At 33.5% G+C, this 16,881-nt stretch carries 18 protein-coding genes, 1 pseudogene and 1 other annotated feature; of the genes and pseudogenes, 9 read left to right on the forward strand and 10 right to left on the reverse strand.

Annotated features, from left to right (window positions below; translation table 11 throughout):
* Positions 1-80 precede the first annotated feature (80 nt).
* Positions 81-458 (forward strand): hypothetical protein, encoded by a 378-nt coding sequence (locus HMPREF3058_RS04605; RefSeq protein WP_002458608.1) that lies wholly within the window; start codon positions 81-83, stop codon positions 456-458.
* Positions 459-815: 357 nt separating this feature from the next.
* Here HMPREF3058_RS04605 and HMPREF3058_RS04610 read toward each other — a convergent pair whose 3' ends face one another.
* The 3 genes from HMPREF3058_RS04610 to HMPREF3058_RS04620 form a co-directional block, all read right to left on the reverse strand.
* Positions 816-1,406: a histidine phosphatase family protein gene (locus tag HMPREF3058_RS04610; protein ID WP_002502294.1), complete on the reverse strand. Its 591-nt coding sequence runs from the start codon at positions 1,404-1,406 to the stop codon at positions 816-818.
* A gap of 20 nt (positions 1,407-1,426) precedes the next feature.
* Positions 1,427-2,059: a LysE family translocator gene (locus HMPREF3058_RS04615; protein WP_002447691.1), complete on the reverse strand. Its 633-nt coding sequence runs from the start codon at positions 2,057-2,059 to the stop codon at positions 1,427-1,429.
* A 472-nt stretch (positions 2,060-2,531) separates the two neighbouring features.
* Positions 2,532-2,786: a GlsB/YeaQ/YmgE family stress response membrane protein gene (locus HMPREF3058_RS04620; protein WP_001832461.1), complete on the reverse strand. Its 255-nt coding sequence runs from the start codon at positions 2,784-2,786 to the stop codon at positions 2,532-2,534.
* A 221-nt stretch (positions 2,787-3,007) separates the two neighbouring features.
* Here HMPREF3058_RS04620 and HMPREF3058_RS04625 point away from each other — a divergent pair, with 221 nt between their 5' ends.
* Positions 3,008-3,268, forward strand: a complete 261-nt coding sequence (locus HMPREF3058_RS04625; protein ID WP_002458611.1) for a hypothetical protein — start codon at positions 3,008-3,010, stop codon at positions 3,266-3,268.
* Positions 3,269-3,381: 113 nt separating this feature from the next.
* Positions 3,382-3,581, forward strand: a pseudogene (locus HMPREF3058_RS12495) (XRE family transcriptional regulator).
* 247 nt (positions 3,582-3,828) lie between these two features.
* Here the strand turns inward: HMPREF3058_RS12495 and rpsR are convergent.
* From rpsR to rpsF, 3 genes are read right to left on the reverse strand one after another with little or no spacing between them, the layout of a single operon-like run.
* On the reverse strand, positions 3,829-4,071 hold the full coding sequence (rpsR, locus tag HMPREF3058_RS04630; protein WP_001831354.1) for a 30S ribosomal protein S18: 243 nt from the start codon (positions 4,069-4,071) through the stop codon (positions 3,829-3,831).
* A gap of 44 nt (positions 4,072-4,115) precedes the next feature.
* The gene (gene ssb / locus HMPREF3058_RS04635; RefSeq protein WP_002447681.1) at positions 4,116-4,625 is read right to left on the reverse strand and encodes a single-stranded DNA-binding protein; all 510 of its coding nucleotides are present in this window, start codon (positions 4,623-4,625) and stop codon (positions 4,116-4,118) included.
* 22 nt (positions 4,626-4,647) lie between these two features.
* Positions 4,648-4,944 (reverse strand): 30S ribosomal protein S6, encoded by a 297-nt coding sequence (rpsF, locus tag HMPREF3058_RS04640; RefSeq protein ID WP_001831345.1) that lies wholly within the window; start codon positions 4,942-4,944, stop codon positions 4,648-4,650.
* Positions 4,945-5,328: 384 nt separating this feature from the next.
* Here rpsF and HMPREF3058_RS04645 point away from each other — a divergent pair, with 384 nt between their 5' ends.
* Both HMPREF3058_RS04645 and HMPREF3058_RS04650 read left to right on the forward strand, forming a co-directional pair.
* Positions 5,329-6,138 carry a GH25 family lysozyme gene (locus HMPREF3058_RS04645; RefSeq protein ID WP_002447680.1) on the forward strand — a complete coding sequence of 270 codons (810 nt, stop codon included), beginning with the start codon at positions 5,329-5,331 and terminating at the stop codon, positions 6,136-6,138.
* 73 nt (positions 6,139-6,211) lie between these two features.
* On the forward strand, positions 6,212-6,403 hold the full coding sequence (locus HMPREF3058_RS04650; protein ID WP_001831355.1) for a hypothetical protein: 192 nt from the start codon (positions 6,212-6,214) through the stop codon (positions 6,401-6,403).
* 232 nt (positions 6,404-6,635) lie between these two features.
* Here HMPREF3058_RS04650 and ychF read toward each other — a convergent pair whose 3' ends face one another.
* From ychF to HMPREF3058_RS04670, 4 genes are all read right to left on the reverse strand, one after another.
* Entirely contained in the window at positions 6,636-7,733 is a 1,098-nt protein-coding gene (ychF, locus tag HMPREF3058_RS04655) for a redox-regulated ATPase YchF (RefSeq protein ID WP_001831336.1), read from the reverse strand.
* Positions 7,733-7,948 carry a DUF951 domain-containing protein gene (locus tag HMPREF3058_RS04660; protein ID WP_002447678.1) on the reverse strand — a complete coding sequence of 72 codons (216 nt, stop codon included), beginning with the start codon at positions 7,946-7,948 and terminating at the stop codon, positions 7,733-7,735. The genes ychF and HMPREF3058_RS04660 overlap by 1 nt, the downstream gene beginning before the upstream one ends.
* 20 nt (positions 7,949-7,968) lie before the next feature.
* Positions 7,969-8,844: a mechanosensitive ion channel family protein gene (locus tag HMPREF3058_RS04665; protein ID WP_002458618.1), complete on the reverse strand. Its 876-nt coding sequence runs from the start codon at positions 8,842-8,844 to the stop codon at positions 7,969-7,971.
* A 154-nt stretch (positions 8,845-8,998) separates the two neighbouring features.
* Positions 8,999-9,841, reverse strand: coding sequence for a ParB/RepB/Spo0J family partition protein (locus HMPREF3058_RS04670; protein ID WP_002491696.1), 843 nt, complete (start codon positions 9,839-9,841; stop codon positions 8,999-9,001).
* A gap of 266 nt (positions 9,842-10,107) precedes the next feature.
* Positions 10,108-10,504, forward strand: a binding site (T-box leader).
* Positions 10,505-10,569: 65 nt separating this feature from the next.
* On the opposite strand from HMPREF3058_RS04670, the gene HMPREF3058_RS04675 reads away from it, so the two are divergent.
* From HMPREF3058_RS04675 to metE, 4 genes are read left to right on the forward strand one after another with little or no spacing between them, the layout of a single operon-like run.
* Entirely contained in the window at positions 10,570-11,673 is a 1,104-nt protein-coding gene (locus tag HMPREF3058_RS04675) for a PLP-dependent transferase (RefSeq protein ID WP_049386215.1), read from the forward strand.
* The gene (metC, locus tag HMPREF3058_RS04680; RefSeq protein WP_002491727.1) at positions 11,670-12,845 is read left to right on the forward strand and encodes a cystathionine beta-lyase MetC; all 1,176 of its coding nucleotides are present in this window, start codon (positions 11,670-11,672) and stop codon (positions 12,843-12,845) included. Before HMPREF3058_RS04675 ends, metC begins: the two co-directional genes overlap by 4 nt.
* On the forward strand, positions 12,799-14,637 hold the full coding sequence (locus HMPREF3058_RS04685; RefSeq protein ID WP_002502269.1) for a bifunctional homocysteine S-methyltransferase/methylenetetrahydrofolate reductase: 1,839 nt from the start codon (positions 12,799-12,801) through the stop codon (positions 14,635-14,637). The genes metC and HMPREF3058_RS04685 overlap by 47 nt, the downstream gene beginning before the upstream one ends.
* Positions 14,634-16,880, forward strand: coding sequence for a 5-methyltetrahydropteroyltriglutamate--homocysteine S-methyltransferase (gene metE / locus HMPREF3058_RS04690; protein WP_049386216.1), 2,247 nt, complete (start codon positions 14,634-14,636; stop codon positions 16,878-16,880). Before HMPREF3058_RS04685 ends, metE begins: the two co-directional genes overlap by 4 nt.
* Position 16,881 lies beyond the last annotated feature (1 nt).

A 16,881-nucleotide genomic window follows, 5' to 3' on the forward strand; every position in this document is an offset into this window, starting at 1 on the left:
CAATTCAATATATTTAATACACAATAAAATTAATATAGCATATATATTTTTCTAAATAAAAAGAAATGAGGAAAATCATTATGAAGATACGTTTAACATTTATTATCTTAGCAATACTATCTACCATCGGCTTAGTACTTGTTTTAGCAAAATATCCAACAGGCCCACACACAATCAACTATAACGAACCTTATACAGTACTCATAGCCATTACGACAATAGTTATAATGGCTTTACCAGCACTCATATTAGGTATATTTAATCATCTTGCATGTAGAATCATATCGGCGATATTACAAATAAGCGCACTGATGATATGGGGGTTTTTAGTAATCATTAGCTTAATGATGGGACAAATTGTCATTACGCTTATGGCTTCCTTAACGATACTTGCATTACTTGTTAGTTCTATTGTCACACTTTCAGTACACCCATCTACTTCAGATAGAATAAATTAATCAAGTAAAGGGGTAAGAGAGGTAGAATTTACATTATAATCCTCTTTGTTGAGGGCCCATCCCCAACTTGCTTTGCTTGTTAAATTTCTCGGTGAAATTCTCTTTGTTGGGGCCCCACTCTCTTGTAAAAAATGGTTTGATATTTGTGTATATTTTTAATTCTATCATTGACTGATTGTATGTTATGAAAGCCTGAGGCATCGATAATCAATGCCCCAGGCTTCACTCACAATCCTATATTATATATAACAATATTGCTACGGTTGTTGATAGACCTCAATCATACCTTTTGATAGAGAATTAATATCAATTTAGCCAGCAATTGCAATTTTACAACTCAAATGATTATATATCTATTCAAAACTTCATTTCTTTTTTAATTAAATATGGATAACAATTAAGAATTTCCGTCGATAAGGCTTCTTCCTTAGTTATCATTTTAAAATAGACGAAAAAACATCTAATTACAACTTGGTGCGCAACTATCACTACACATCTTTGCCGTTGATTAAGCTCATTTTCAATGAAAGTAACCACTCTATCATAGACATCTTGATAACTTTCTCCTTGTGGTGCTTTTTGTGAAAAACTATGTCTAAAGTATTTATAATTAGGATCATGGAAATATTTTTCGAACCTTTTGTCTTTACAAACTTCTTCTTTATTTTTCCCTTCAAAAACACCTAACGAACGCTCTCTTAACGTCTTAGTATATATTGTTGGAAGATCATAAGGAAATAGCTCATCATACGTTTGCCTTGTTCTTTTTAAATCTGATACATATACAGTGTCAATGTATTTATTTTTTAAATAAGCAGATAGTTCTCTAGCGCTTTTTATACCTCTTTCCGTCAAAGGGATGTCTAACTGTCCACAAAAATATAGATACCCGTGCTTATTATCATAATTGGACTGCGACTCACCATGCCTCACTAAATAAATTTCCATTCTATCTCCTCATTTCTGACTTAGCTACTTTTACTTAATAATAAATTAATAGATAAGCCAATTAAAACAAACCCTACAATATAATCAAATATAGCTTTGAATCTTGGTCTGCTGAATAATAATTTAATATATTGAAAGATAAATACACAAAATAAAAACCATAAGCATGTAACTACAACAACTGAAAAAGCAAATAACGCAATCTCAGATTTCATATGTATATTACCGTTAGAAAGAAACTGAGGGAATATACTAACATAAAATAATAAAGCTTTAGGGTTAAGACTTGTACTTAAAAAACCTTGTCTAAAAGAAGTGATATAACTCACATTTCTGACATCAGCTAAAGCTTGTTTACTAAAATCAACAGAACTGTGCGCACTTAAAATACTTTTGATTCCGAGATAAATAAGATAACAAGCACCCAATATTTTTATTGTTAAAAAAACAAAGTGTAAACTCGTAAGTATGTATATAATTCCAAAAATTGCTAATGAAGAGTATAAAATATGCCCCGTAGTGATACCAAATGCGGCCATAAAACCATTCATTTTACTTGAGTTAATAGTATTTTTCATTACAATAATGAAATCTGGCCCAGGCACTATAATAATCAATAATGTAATAATGATAAATGTAATTAAACTGTCCATAAGAAACCTCCTCGATGTCGTTTTACAATTCATTATTACATATCACCAATGGCTTATGAAACCGAATAGAGGCCTTTAAATCAAAGTAATAATTTTCTCAATTTTGTTGGAAATTTTAAAAATCAAAACCTTTAATGTTGTCAGATAAATAGCAATCTGATAATATTAAATTGTAGTTATTAGTAACTACAAAGTCTTTTATATTCATGAACATAATACTCCTGGATGGCGTAACCCAGCGCCATCCTTTTTTATGTTTTATAACATGAAAAAAGCACCCACACCATTTTTATTGGTTTGGATGCTTTGATAACTATAATTAATGTAACTCAAACGATTAAAGACATCATCAATATCTATCATTGAGTTACGTGCGTATAGATAAACACACATACTTTAACTGTATTAATTGATTACTTTCAAATAATCAAGCAACACATTTTCTACCTAAATTAAACTTAATCTATAATTATTATTTTTTTCTTAGTGCTTTTAAAATTAATGAAATAATAAAGATTAAAATAATTGAACCTAATAATGCTGGAAAGATGTGTATTTTACCTAATTGTGGTCCCCATTCACCTAAAATCATAGTACCAACCCATGATCCTACAATACCAGCAATAATATTTCCTAGAATACCTCCTGGTACGTCTTTACCTAAAATTAAACCTGCGATCCATCCAATGATACCGCCGACAATAATCATACCTATTAATCCAAACATAATTGATTGTCTCCTTTATTTATATATTTTATTCACTAGTATGAGATACCCCATGTCAAAAATGATTAAACGCTTTGTATAAATTTTTATTTTACTGATAAAAGCTATTTTACTTTTATTTTTTCAATATTTATTATTATCAACCTCAATCCTATTGTGTTAAGCTATTGAAGATGACTAAAATGAACTATTTCTAAAAATATTTAAAGTAGGTATTTTACATGCAACATAAAAATAAATTTCAACGTATTAACCAAATTATACAAATTATAGGTTTCCTTTCATTTTTAGCAATTCTCACTATCATTACACTTAACTTTTTTATAAAAGGACACTTACAAGGTCATTTTGAAATAGGTTTTAATATTCAAAGTAATCAAGTCTATGTAGTAACGACACTAATCATGGTTACAATCATCTGTACTATATTATCAGCTATTCTAAACATGCTTTCTAATAAAAAACAAAATTACAAACATTAAATGTTAATCATGGTGCCACAACTTCAAAGTATAACCCCTTGGATATGCTAATTGATAAAATGACATCTTGATGTCAACGTAGATACTTTCATCATGAATAGAAGATGTGGCACATAAATTTACATATTTTATATAACTTAAGAACTAAAAGACATATAGAGATTGAAGAATTAACTACTCAACTTAACAAGAAAAATGGCACGCATAACAAACCACTTCAAATTTGGGAATGGTAAGTCATTATCATGAATCAATATTTAAAGATGTCATGCACCTAACCCATTTTTTCAACGTACCTTATCAAATGCTTTAAAAAATAAATTAATGACGTAGTTTTAGGAAGGTAAATATAATAAACTAAGATGTTCCGTTTTAAACCACTTTACAACGCATAATCTTAACTCATTTTGGGATTCAATCTCATAACATCACTGAAAAATATCGTCAAAGGATATGTATCTAAAAATCTAGCTTTCAAATTCCCGCCCTTTTTAAATATTCAAAAACACAAAAACAACCCCGTAAGCCTATACTTACGGGGTTTTACAATAAATAATATATTATTGTTCTTCTTTAACATATGGTAATAAAGCCATATGACGAGCACGTTTGATAGCTGTAGTCAACATACGTTGATATTTCGCTGAAGTGCCTGTTACACGACGTGGTAAAATTTTACCACGTTCTGAGATAAAACGTTTTAATAATTCAGTGTCTTTATAGTCGATGTGTGTAATACCATTTGCTGTGAAATAGCATACTTTTTTACGACGACGTCCGCCTCTTCTTGGTCCACCTGCCATGGTTAACTGCCTCCTTTGACTCATTTTATTTTATTCGTTCATTATTAGAATGGTAAATCATCATCACTGATATCAATCGGCCCATTAGCATTTGCAAACGGATTATCCGACTGATTTGAGTTTGATGAATTATTGTTGTTGTAAGACGTATTTTGTCCTGATTGCTGACCACCAAATCCTTGACCGTAGTCTTGGAAATTATTGTTCTGTGAACGTTGGCCACCTTGTTGTGCGTTTTTAGGTTCAAGGAATTGAACACTATCACATACGACTTCAGTAACAAAAATACGACGACCTTCTTGATTTTCATAACTACGTGATTGTATGCGACCATCAACGCCAGCTAAACTACCTTTAGACAAGTAGTTATTTACATTTTCTGCTTGTCTACGGAAGACTACACAGTTAATAAAGTCAGCTTCGCGTTCCCCTTGAGCATTCGTGAAAGTACGATTAACTGCTAGAGTAAATGTCGCTACACTTACGCCTGAGGGTGTGGTTCTGTATTCTGGATCTTTCGTTAGACGACCTACTAATACAACTCGATTTAACATTTAAACGCCCCCATCTAAATTATTACTTATCTTGGTCTTCACGGATAACGATGTAACGAATGATATCGTCATTAATCTTAGCTAAACGTTGGAATTCGTCAGTTGATTTATTGTTATCAGTTTTAATACGTACGATGTTATAGAAACCTTCTTTGAAATCATTGATTTCATAAGCTAGGCGACGTTTACCCCAGTCTTTTTCTTCTAAAACTTCTGATCCTTCTGAAGCTAAGATACCATTGAAACGTTCAACTAACGCTTTTTTAGCATCCTCTTCAATGTTAGGACGTACGATATACATAATTTCATATGTTCTCATAGTTTATTTGCACCTCCTTGTGGTCTATACGGCTTATCAACATTTAAAGTGATAAGCAAGGAATAATTTTCATTACTCACAGAAAAGAATTATAGCATAGAGCTTTACTTTTTACAATCAATTTCAGATGAATCTTACCCTTAAATATTGATGAGCATTATTTATTTTTGAAAATATCAATACAGATTATTGGTTTAAGACTCCTCTGAGACTTCCCTCGTTGTTCAAACGCAATCATCCTATTTATGTTATACGTTACTTTATATTCAAATTATATTAATGTTACTTAATAGATAGTTGATGCTTCATTTTAGTTATAATAACATCAAAATTATATTTCATATAATTGCACTTGATACTAAATTCATTATAAAGGAGTCGTTTATGTTAAAGAAATTTTCTTACTCAATCATTTCACTTTCAATTTTCGCTACTAGCCTTAATTTTATAGATACTCAAGCACAAGCGTCTTCATCTTCTGTAAGCGAAAAAGGTACAATGGGGTATGGCTATCAACAATACTTAAAAGACCATCCTAAAAAGCAACCTCATAAAACACAAAACCGTTCTACTTTCTCTGCTGAATCTAATATTACTGAAACAAATAATGGTGAAAGAGTCTTAGATATTTCTGAATGGCAAGGGCTTTTAACTAACGAACAAATAAAACAACTAAAGAAAAATTATGATTTTATTATTTTAAGAGCACAGTACGGTTCAGAATATGTTGATAAGACTTTTGAAAAAAATGCAGCATTATTAGAACAAAATAAAATGAAATACGGCGTGTACTCTTATAGCATGTACGAAAGTCCAAAAGATGCACGTTATGAAGCTAACACTTTATCTCAACGTGCCCCCAAAGCCGCCTTTTACATCAATGATTATGAAGAACAAACCGTTACATCCGGAGATGATGAAACAGCGACACAAGCATGGGCAAACGAAATGAGAAAGCTTGCTGGAAACAAGAAGATCCTTTTTTATTCATATGAAAACTTCATGTTAAATCATGCATCAAATGCTGTCAGTTCTTATGATGGCTACTGGTTAGCAGCATATCAAGCTAAGGAACCAAACCGAGAGAAAGTGCTATGGCAATATACAGATAGTTACTACTCTCCTGAATTAAATCAAAATGTCGATGCAAATTACATTGACGAAAATGTGAATTCGTCTTGGTTCACTTCATAAATACGAACGCATACGAACAAAAACACTTCACTTCAACGAACATTTGTTCTAAAATACATATGAGGTGTTTTTCATGAGATTAAATTTAGATTGGAATAAAGATTTCCAAGAGTTTCAAGATATCTTAAATAGTGGCATTCACCCAGAATGGCTATACTGCGCTAAAGCAAATTTAGTTCTTGAACCCGCATACACTGGTGAGGGCAAACAATTTTTTAGTACACAAGACATCATTAAAGCAAGTAAAATCATTCCATTTTTTTAAGAATTTGGAATCCTTACATAAGAGCAATGAAAGTTTAATGGAAAGCTTCATTGCTCTATTAATCAATGATTCTATTTCCTAACTACAAATGATCGCCTCATTAATAGTTGTCATTGTAGTATGCAGATTAATTTATCTCCTAATTTTCAATTTTATTATCAAAAAAACACCCTAAAACTAGAATTTGCTTCTAATTTTAGAGTGCCTCATTAATATAAATACATGCTTTAAGTTAAACATTAAAACGGAAATGAACAATATCCCCATCTTGCATGATGTAATCTTTACCTTCTAAACGTTGTCTTCCCGCTTCTTTAGCACCATTTTCGCCACCATGTTGTACATAATCTTCATAGCTTGTTACCTCTGCACGAATAAAACCACGTTCGAAATCAGTGTGAATAATTCCAGCACATTGTGGTGCAGTCATTCCTTGTTTAAATGTCCAAGCACGCACTTCTTGCACACCGGCAGTAAAGTAAGTAGATAAACCTAGCAAATCATATGTTGTTCTAATGAGTCTGTCTAAACCTGGTTCTTCAATGCCTAAATCTTCTAAGAACATTTCTTTATCTTCATCATCTAATGTGGCGATTTCTTCCTCAATTTTTGCACTAATAACGATAACTTCTGAATCTTCGTTTGCTGCATATTCACGAATTGCCTTCACTTTATCATTATCTTTATCTCCAATTTCATCTTCACCAACATTAGCAATGTATAACATTTTCTTAGATGTTAATAACTGAGCTTGATTAACCCACTTTTGATCATCTTCATTGAAATCAATACTGCGTACTGGTTTACCGTCTTCTAACGCTTCTTTAATTTGTGTTAATATACGTAATTCCATCTCAGCTGTTTTATCTTTTTGGCGAGCCATCTTCTCTATTTTCGGTAAACGTTTTTCAACAGATTCTAAGTCTGCTAAAACAAGTTCCATATTAATGACTTCTATGTCATCAAGCGGATTAACACGCCCTGATACATGTGTAACATTCTCATCGTCAAACGCACGAACCACCTGACATATAGCATCTACTTCACGAATATGTGAAAGGAATTTATTTCCTAAACCTTCGCCCTTAGATGCACCCTTAACAATACCTGCAATATCAGTAAACTCAAAAGTAGTAGGAATTGTTTTTTTAGGTTGAACCATTTCTTCTAATTTTATTAAACGTGAATCTGGCACTTCAACGATACCAACATTGGGATCAATCGTTGCGAAGGGATAGTTTGCTGCTAATGCGCCAGCTTTAGTAATTGCATTAAATAGGGTAGACTTACCTACGTTAGGCAAACCTACGATACCTGCTGTTAAAGCCATTATTCATTCTCCTTACTTTCTTTGTCTTGATGAAATTCAAGAACTTTTTTCATTTTCTTATTAAACACTTGCCGTGGAATCATGACACTGCGCTGACAATGTTCACATTTAATACGAATATCAGCGCCCATTCTAATAATCTTAAAACGATTTGTTCCACATGCATGTGGTTTTTTCATTTCTACTATATCATTTATTCCATACTTTGACGTCATGAAATGACCTCCAATGATGATTAGCTTTTTCCTTCATTATAATTTGAAATGACTGGTTGTGGCATGCGAATACCTTCTTGTCTAAACATTTTTTGAGTTTCTTTACGAATAATACGAGCGCCTGAAAATCCTTCACCAGGAATTGTTTCTGCTGAAATTCGTATAGTAACCTTATTAGATTCTATCGCATCAATGCCATCAACAACTGGATCGCTGACAAATAAGTAATATTTACTGCGTAAAGAAACAAATAAACGATTGAGTTTCTTTTCAACTTGATCTATATTTTCATCAACTGATACTGGTAGTTCTACAATAGCAGTCCCATTTGTAATTGAAAAGTTCGTAATTTCACCCATGCTACCATTAGGTAAAATAGTCAGTTCTCCTGAAATTGTATTAATTCGCGTTGATCTTAAACCAATAGATTTCACAGTACCTTCTGCTACCGTAGTTCCTGAACTATTAATTTTAACATAGTCACCCACATCAAATTGATTTTCAAAGATAATAAAGAAACCTGTAATAATATCTTTCACTATCGTTTGCGCACCGAAACCAACCGCAATACCTACAACTCCAGCACTAGCAATAATACCTTCGACGCTAATACCAAACTTACTTAAAATTGTTGTGATAACAACAAACCATACGATATATTTTACTATGTTTTGTACAAGAGAAATCAGTGTTTTTGAACGCTTTTTATTCCCTTTTTTACTTTTATTTTGAATTTTAAATGCTTGCTCAATAATCTTATTCAAAATTGCTATAACAACAATCGCTACAAGGATATAAATTAAAATCATTATTACTTTAGTAATTAAATTTTCATATGTTTCAACCTTTGTTAAAGGTTCGAACAATGAAGATAAAATATGTTTTAGTTGATTCATATATAATATGCCCTCCTTTTCATTTTTTCATAATTCATTTATTATAACTTAATTTATTCATTTAGATAATACGTCTATGGTTTTAAAATACTATCCTTTTGAGGGATATTTATAAAACTATGTATATGCTTCCTGTTTATAGAGGGCTAACCTTTTAATATTCCATATAATCTTTATTAAGTTGACGAATCAAGCGTTTGAATTCTGCTTCAGATTTAAATTCAAATGTGATTTTTCCAACATTTTTTGATGTCGAAATATCTACTTTCGTACCATATTGCTTTTTTAAAAATCTTTCCTGCTGTTGAATCATTTTCGGTTTACTTCCCTTAGTCTCTTTGTCAAGTTTCATTGAGATGTCTTTACTGACTAAACCATTGACGTACTCCTCTAAATACCTTACACTCCAAGACTCCTGGGCCGCTTGTTTTGCCGTCTTTTTTATTTTACTGGCGTCTTTCAAAGTTAATAACGTACGCCCATGAGCACTAGATAACGCCCCGTGTTGAACCATCTGAGCAACATCTTTAGGTAACTGTAATAACCTAAGCATGTTGGCAATATAAGGACGTGACTTACCTAATCGTCTCGCAACTTCTTGTTGGGTAATGTTCAAATCTGTCATCATTTTTTTATAACTTTCTGCTTCTTCAATGGCATTTAAATCTTCTCTCTGTAAATTTTCAATAATTGCCAATTCCATCATATCTTCATCAGATAGTTCTTTAATAATAGCTGGCACTTTTGTTAATCCCGCCAATTGAGATGCTCTAAATCGTCGCTCACCCACAACAATATAGTAACCTTGAACAGTTTGACGTAATACAATAGGCTGTAGTATACCATGTTGTTGAATTGATGAAGCTAAATCATTGAGTCGTTCTTCTTCAAACGTCTTACGTGGCTGATAAGGATTAGGTCTAATTAATTCTAGTGCAATAAATTGCACACTATCATCATTATTCATTTTCAACCTCTGATCATCTGTATATGCCATCTCTTTTCCACATCTTTCTATCTTAGTTTAAGTACCTCTAATGAATAATCAATCCTCATTGATTCATTCCTTATTTTAAAAAAGTTCAATCCAATAATACAAGCCTTTCAAATTAATACTAACAGCTTAATATGAAGCTTATTACGTCATATATTTTCAGATGTATTTCTGATAATAAATTAATAGTTAAATCAAAATTTTCAGAAAAATCATTGACAAATAAATTCAAACTATGTAATCTATGTATTAACAATTTAAAAAACATTTTACACACTGTAAAAAGGAAAGTAAAACTTACACTGCTTATACAGAGAGTCTTCACACGCTGAGAGAAGGCATTGAAAGAAAGTTTGAAAATGGCCTTGGAGTGTTGATGCCAATATGAGGTGTCAACGGGTTCGCCCGTTATAGCGATACAGTATTAACATTGATGTTAAATGGCGTACTGGAAATTTTATACGTCACAATTTATCGTTAATACTCATTTATTCACATATGGATTAAATGAGTTTTTGTTTTATTTAATGATGTTACGATAAGAAAATTGTGTATCAGCTATTTTCAGTATACTGTTTTAACACTATGGCGTACTGATTGAGGTTACTTTAGTAATAAAGTAGCAAACAAAGGTGGTACCGCGAAGTTTAAGCTTTCGTCCTTTACATCCGAATCATTCGGGTCTAAAGGACGGAAGCTTTTTTATTTTTACTGAATAGGAGGAGCTAGCTATGAAGGATACAGATTTAGCTCAAATTGCTTTAACACAAGATCACACTGGCGCAATTGCCAATCCAATATATTTATCTACTGCATATCAGCATCCTCACCTAGGTGAATCAACAGGCTATGATTATACACGAACGAAAAACCCTACAAGAATAGCCTTTGAAGAAGCTTTTGCACAGCTTGAAAAAGGCATTGCTTCATTTGCTACTTCCAGTGGTATGGCAGCGATTCAGTTAATATGCAATATATTCAAACCAGGTGATGAAATTCTCGTTGCATTTGACCTTTATGGTGGAACGTTTCGGTTATTCGATTTTTACGAAAAACAATATGGGTTGAAGTTTAAATATGTAGACTTTTTAAATTATGAAGAAGTGGAAAAAAACATCACGCCACAAACTAGAGCATTATTTATTGAACCAATCTCAAATCCGCAAATGATTGAAATTGATGTAGAACCATATTATATCCTTAGCAAAAAACATCAACTGTTAACAATTATCGACAACACTTTTTTAACACCTTATCTTTCGACACCACTCGAAGAAGGTGCAGATATCGTTCTGCATTCAGCAACAAAATATATTGGCGGACATAACGATGTGTTAGCTGGAGTTGTAACTGTTAAAGATGCTCAATTAGCTGAACAATTGAATCAATTCCATAATATGATTGGAGCAACGCTATCACCTCTTGATAGTTATCTTTTACAAAGAGGTTTAAAGACATTACATCTTCGCATAGAGCGTTCCCAAGAAAACGCTCAAAAACTTGCACAACGATGTCGTCAGTCAGATTCAATTGATGAAGTTTTATATAGCGGACGAACAGGCATGCTTAGTTTAAGACTGAACCAAGCATATAGCGTCGCTAAATTTTTGGAAAATTTAGATATTTGCATATTTGCAGAAAGCTTAGGTGGTACAGAAACATTTATCACCTTCCCTTATACACAAACACACGTTGATATGCCAGATGAGGAAAAAGACAAACGTGGCATTGATGAATATCTCATCAGATTGTCTGTAGGTATAGAAGATTATAACGATATAGAAGCTGACATAATTCAAGCATTAGAGAATTCTAAAGTAGGAGTGATTTCATGAGTTTATCTAAAGAAACAGAAGTAATATTCGATGTACGTAGAGGTAAAGACTACGACTCAGCTAACCCACCACTTTACGATTCATCTACGTTCCATCAAAAAGTGTTAGGTGGTGAGAGTCAATATGATTACGCACGAAGTGGTAACCCTAACCGAACTTTACTTGAAGAGAAATTGGCACGCTTAGAAGGTGGTAAATATGCATTTGCTTATGCTTCAGGCATTGCCGCAATTTCAGCCGTTTTACTCACATTAAACGCAGGGGATCATGTTATTTTACCTGATGATGTTTACGGGGGGACATTTAGATTAACTGAACAAATACTCAATCGATTCAATATTGAATTTACTACAGTTAACGCCACACATATAGATCATATCGCTGAAGCTATTCAATCAAACACAAAACTCATCTATGTAGAGACACCTTCAAATCCACTTTTCAAAATTACAGATATTCATGCTGTAGCAACGCTAGCAAAGGAACATAAGTTACTATTAGCTGTTGATAATACGTTTATGACACCTTTGGGTCAATCACCTTTAGCACTAGGCGCTGACATAGTTATTCATAGTGCAACTAAATTTCTAGGTGGACATAGCGATTTAATCGCAGGTGCAGCAATTACTAATAATAGAGAGGTTGCAAATGCATTGTACTTATTACAGAACGGCACGGGCACAGCCCTTTCTGCATATGATAGTTGGGCACTTGCAAAACATCTTAAAACATTACCAGTTCGTTTTAAACAATCTGTTCATAATGCTGAACGTCTTGTTCAATTTTTGAGTCAAAGAGAGGAGATTTCTGAGGTGTATTACCCAGGAAATAATCCTACACACCTCAAGCAAGCTTCAACTGGAGGTGCAGTGATAGGTTTCCGACTTAAAGATGAATCTAAAGCACAAAAGTTCGTCGATTCTCTTACTTTACCGCTTGTATCAGTGAGTCTCGGTGGTGTAGAAACTATCCTATCACATCCCGCAACAATGTCTCATGCAGCAGTGCCAGAAGATGTGAGACGTGAACGTGGCATCACTTTCGGGTTATTCCGTTTAAGTGTAGGTCTTGAGAATCCAGAAGAACTCATCGCAGATTTTAACTACGCTTTAAAGGAGGCTTTCAATGAGTCATTTACTGAACCAATTAAAGAGCAACGTTTTAGTAGCTGATGGCGCTATTGGAACAATATTCTACTCGGAAGGACTTGATACTTGTCCGGAAGCCTACAACCTTACTCATCCAGATAAGGTCGAGCGGATTCATCGTTCTTATATCGAAGCTGGTGCAGACGTCATTCAAACGAATACGTATGGTGCCAACTTTGAAAAATTAAAGTCCTTTGGTCTTGAACATAAAGTTAAAGAAATTCACCAAGCTGCAGTTCAAATTGCCAAACGTGCAGCAAATGAGGACACAATTATACTTGGAACGGTAGGTGGATTTAGAGGCGTCCGGCAAGAGGATATTAGCCTTTCAACAATTCAATATCATACAGAACTTCAAATCGATACATTAATTGATGAAGGTGTAGATGCCCTTTTGTTTGAAACTTATTACGATTTAGATGAATTAACTCGCATCGTCACTGCCACACGACAAAAATACGATATTCCAATCATCGCTCAACTCACCGCTTCAAATACGAATTACTTAGTTGATGGCACTGAAATTAATGAGGCATTGAAATACGTAGTTGAATGTGGCGCCAATGTAGTTGGATTAAATTGTCACCACGGCCCACACCATATGCAACGATCATTTTCACATATAGAACTTCCTAAACATGCGTATTTATCGTGTTATCCAAACGCGAGTTTATTAGATATCGAGAATAGTGAATTCAAATATAGTGATAATGCTCAATATTTTGGAGATATAGCTCAAGAATTAATTAATGAGGGAGTCAGATTGATAGGTGGTTGTTGTGGCACAACCCCTGAACATATTCGCTATATTAAATCAGCAGTTAAACATTTAAAACCCGTTAAAGATAAAAAGGTAATCCCTATTAATAAAGCTTCATCCAAAAAGCAAACGCGAGTTCTTAAACAAAACCTTACTTCTAAAGTTAAAAATGGCCCAACAGTCATTGTAGAACTTGATACACCCAAACATTTGGATACTGATACATTTTTCGATAATGTAGGCAAATTAGACGAAGCTGGCATAGATGCTGTTACATTGGCGGATAATTCATTAGCTACCGTAAGAGTGAGTAACATCGCAGCAGCAAGTTTAATCAAACAACGCTACGATATTGAGCCTCTTGTACATGTAACATGTCGTGACCGTAATTTAATAGGATTACAGTCTCATCTCCTAGGTTTATCACTCATTGGCGTCAATGAAATACTGGCTATTACCGGAGATCCTTCTAAAGTAGGCCATTTACCTGGAGCTACAAATGTTTATGACGTGAACTCAAAAGGCCTTACAGAACTTGCACTAAGATTTAACAAAGGTATTAACACTGACGGCGATGCGCTGAAGAAACATACTAACTTTAACATCGCTGGTGCGTTTGATCCTAACGTACGAAAATTAGATGGAGCCATTAAACGACTTGAAAAGAAAGTAGCAAGTGGCATGAGTTATTTCATAACTCAACCCGTTTATAGTAAAGAAAAAATTATTCAAGTATATGAAGAAACAAAACATTTAAATACACCTTTCTTCATAGGTATCATGCCAATCGCAAGTTATAACAACGCACTTTTCTTACATAATGAAGTGCCTGGCATCAAAATGTCAGACGATGTACTTAACCAATTCAAAGCTGTTAAAGATGATAAAGAAAAGACTAAAGAATTAAGTTTAAGACTTTCTAAAGAACTCATTGATACAGTACACGAATACTTCAACGGTCTGTACATTATTACACCTTTCCAAAAGGTAGATTATTCGTTGGAACTCGCAGCATACTCTAAATCAATCACTGCCAACAAGGAGGCAATATTATGACAACAATTAAAACTTCAAACTTAGGATTCCCAAGATTAGGTAGAAAAAGAGAATGGAAAAAAGCAATTGAAAATTATTGGGCACATAAAATTGACAAAGCAGAATTAGATCAAACACTGACTGATTTACACAAAGAAAATCTTTTACTTCAGAAAAATTATCATCTTGATAGCATTCCAGTTGGAGATTTCTCTTTATATGATCATATTTTAGATACGTCTTTATTGTTCAATATTATCCCTGAACGTTTCCAAGGACGCGAAGTCAATGATGATTTATTATTTGATATTGCTCGTGGTAACAAAGAGCATGTTGCAAGTGCACTTATTAAATGGTTTAACACCAACTATCACTACATTGTACCTGAATGGGACAACGTAGAACCTAAAGTTGAAAAAAATACGTTATTAGAACGTTTTAAATATGCACAATCAATTAATGTAAATGCGCATCCTGTAATTGTTGGTCCTATCACATTTGTAAAATTATCAAAAGGTGGTCATCAATCGTTCGAGGAAAAAGTTGAAACATTACTTCCTTTATATAAAGAAGTTTTACAGTCACTTGTAGATGCAGGTGCTGAGTATATTCAAATTGACGAGCCTATTCTAGTGACTGATGATAGCGAAAGTTATGAAGACATTACTAGAAAAGCATACGACTATTTCGCAGATGAAGGTTTAGGAAAATACCTCGTTATTCAAACTTATTTTGAACGTGTTCACTTAAAATTCTTAAGTTCATTACCAGTAAGCGGTTTAGGATTAGATTTGGTACACGATAACGGCTATAACTTAAAACAAATTGAAGCTGGTGATTTCGATCAAAGTAAAGCACTTTATGCAGGAATCATTGATGGCCGAAATGTATGGGCTGCTGATATTGAAGCGAAAAAACAATTAATCGAAACATTACAACAACACACACAACAGTTAGTCATTCAACCCTCATCATCACTTCTACATGTTCCAGTATCACTAGATGATGAAACACTTGATGAATCTATTGCAGAAGGATTAAGTTTTGCTACTGAAAAGTTAGACGAATTAGATGCATTACGTCGCTTATTCAATGATGATGACCTGTCAAAATATGAACATTACAAAGCACGTTATGAACGCTTCCAAAGTCAATCATTTAAAAATCTTGAATACGATTTTGAAAGTGTACCGACACATCGTAAATCACCATTTGCTAAACGCAAGCAATTACAAAACCAACGTCTAAATTTACCAGATTTACCTACGACTACGATTGGTTCATTCCCTCAAACTCGTGAAGTCCGTAAATTTAGAGCAGATTGGAAAAATAATCGCATTACAGACGCTGAGTATCAAGAATTTTTACAAAATGAAATCGCTCGTTGGATTAAAATCCAAGAAGATATTGGTTTAGACGTACTTGTACACGGTGAGTTTGAACGTAACGACATGGTTGAATTTTTTGGGGAAAAACTTCAAGGTTTCCTAGTAACAAAATTCGGTTGGGTACAGTCTTACGGTTCTCGTGCAGTTAAACCACCAGTTATATATGGAGATGTGAAGTGGACTGCCCCACTTACTGTAAAAGAAACAGTATACGCGCAAAACTTAACTGACAAACCAGTAAAAGGTATGCTTACAGGTCCAGTTACTATTTTAAACTGGTCATTTGAACGCGTAGACGTACCTAGAAAGGTTGTTCAAGATCAAATTGCCTTAGCCATTGATGAAGAAGTGTTAGCTTTAGAAGAAGCAGGTATCAAAGTCATTCAAGTTGACGAACCAGCGTTGCGTGAAGGCTTACCTCTACGTTCTGAATATCACGAACAATATTTAGAAGATGCTGTACATTCATTTAAATTAGCGACATCATCTGTGCATGATGAAACACAAATTCATACACATATGTGCTATTCTCAATTTGGACAAATCATTCATGCCATCCATGATTTAGATGCAGACGTTATTTCTATTGAAACTTCTCGTAGTCACGGAGACTTAATTCAAGATTTCGAAGATATTAATTATGATTTAGGAATTGGATTAGGTGTTTACGATATTCACAGTCCACGTATTCCAACCGAAGAAGAGATTACTACTGCAATTAATCGTTCATTACAACAAATTGACCGTTCTCTATTCTGGGTTAACCCAGACTGTGGTCTAAAAACACGTAAAGAAGATGAAGTAAAAGATGCATTAACAGTGTTAGTCAATGCAGTTAAAAAGAAACGTCAAGAATCTGAATCAACAACAGCATAAT

The organism is Staphylococcus sp. HMSC068G11, assembly GCF_001815825.1.
GTDB classification, from domain to species: domain Bacteria; phylum Bacillota; class Bacilli; order Staphylococcales; family Staphylococcaceae; genus Staphylococcus; species Staphylococcus epidermidis.

Excerpts from the sequence above, each read along its gene's own strand:
- HMPREF3058_RS04605 (WP_002458608.1), top strand. The coding sequence starts at position 81 with ATGAAGATACGTTTAACATTTATTATCTTAGCAATACTATCTACCATC.
- HMPREF3058_RS04610 (WP_002502294.1), bottom strand. The coding sequence starts at position 1,406 with ATGGAAATTTATTTAGTGAGGCATGGTGAGTCGCAGTCCAATTATGAT.
- HMPREF3058_RS04615 (WP_002447691.1), bottom strand. The coding sequence starts at position 2,059 with ATGGACAGTTTAATTACATTTATCATTATTACATTATTGATTATTATA.
- HMPREF3058_RS04620 (WP_001832461.1), bottom strand. The coding sequence starts at position 2,786 with ATGTTTGGATTAATAGGTATGATTATTGTCGGCGGTATCATTGGATGG.
- HMPREF3058_RS04625 (WP_002458611.1), top strand. The coding sequence starts at position 3,008 with ATGCAACATAAAAATAAATTTCAACGTATTAACCAAATTATACAAATT.
- rpsR (WP_001831354.1), bottom strand. The coding sequence starts at position 4,071 with ATGGCAGGTGGACCAAGAAGAGGCGGACGTCGTCGTAAAAAAGTATGC.
- ssb (WP_002447681.1), bottom strand. The coding sequence starts at position 4,625 with ATGTTAAATCGAGTTGTATTAGTAGGTCGTCTAACGAAAGATCCAGAA.
- rpsF (WP_001831345.1), bottom strand. The coding sequence starts at position 4,944 with ATGAGAACATATGAAATTATGTATATCGTACGTCCTAACATTGAAGAG.
- HMPREF3058_RS04645 (WP_002447680.1), top strand. The coding sequence starts at position 5,329 with ATGTTAAAGAAATTTTCTTACTCAATCATTTCACTTTCAATTTTCGCT.
- HMPREF3058_RS04650 (WP_001831355.1), top strand. The coding sequence starts at position 6,212 with ATGAGATTAAATTTAGATTGGAATAAAGATTTCCAAGAGTTTCAAGAT.
- ychF (WP_001831336.1), bottom strand. The coding sequence starts at position 7,733 with ATGGCTTTAACAGCAGGTATCGTAGGTTTGCCTAACGTAGGTAAGTCT.
- HMPREF3058_RS04660 (WP_002447678.1), bottom strand. The coding sequence starts at position 7,948 with ATGACGTCAAAGTATGGAATAAATGATATAGTAGAAATGAAAAAACCA.
- HMPREF3058_RS04665 (WP_002458618.1), bottom strand. The coding sequence starts at position 8,844 with ATGAATCAACTAAAACATATTTTATCTTCATTGTTCGAACCTTTAACA.
- HMPREF3058_RS04670 (WP_002491696.1), bottom strand. The coding sequence starts at position 9,841 with ATGGCATATACAGATGATCAGAGGTTGAAAATGAATAATGATGATAGT.
- HMPREF3058_RS04675 (WP_049386215.1), top strand. The coding sequence starts at position 10,570 with ATGAAGGATACAGATTTAGCTCAAATTGCTTTAACACAAGATCACACT.
- metC (WP_002491727.1), top strand. The coding sequence starts at position 11,670 with ATGAGTTTATCTAAAGAAACAGAAGTAATATTCGATGTACGTAGAGGT.
- HMPREF3058_RS04685 (WP_002502269.1), top strand. The coding sequence starts at position 12,799 with ATGAGTCATTTACTGAACCAATTAAAGAGCAACGTTTTAGTAGCTGAT.
- metE (WP_049386216.1), top strand. The coding sequence starts at position 14,634 with ATGACAACAATTAAAACTTCAAACTTAGGATTCCCAAGATTAGGTAGA.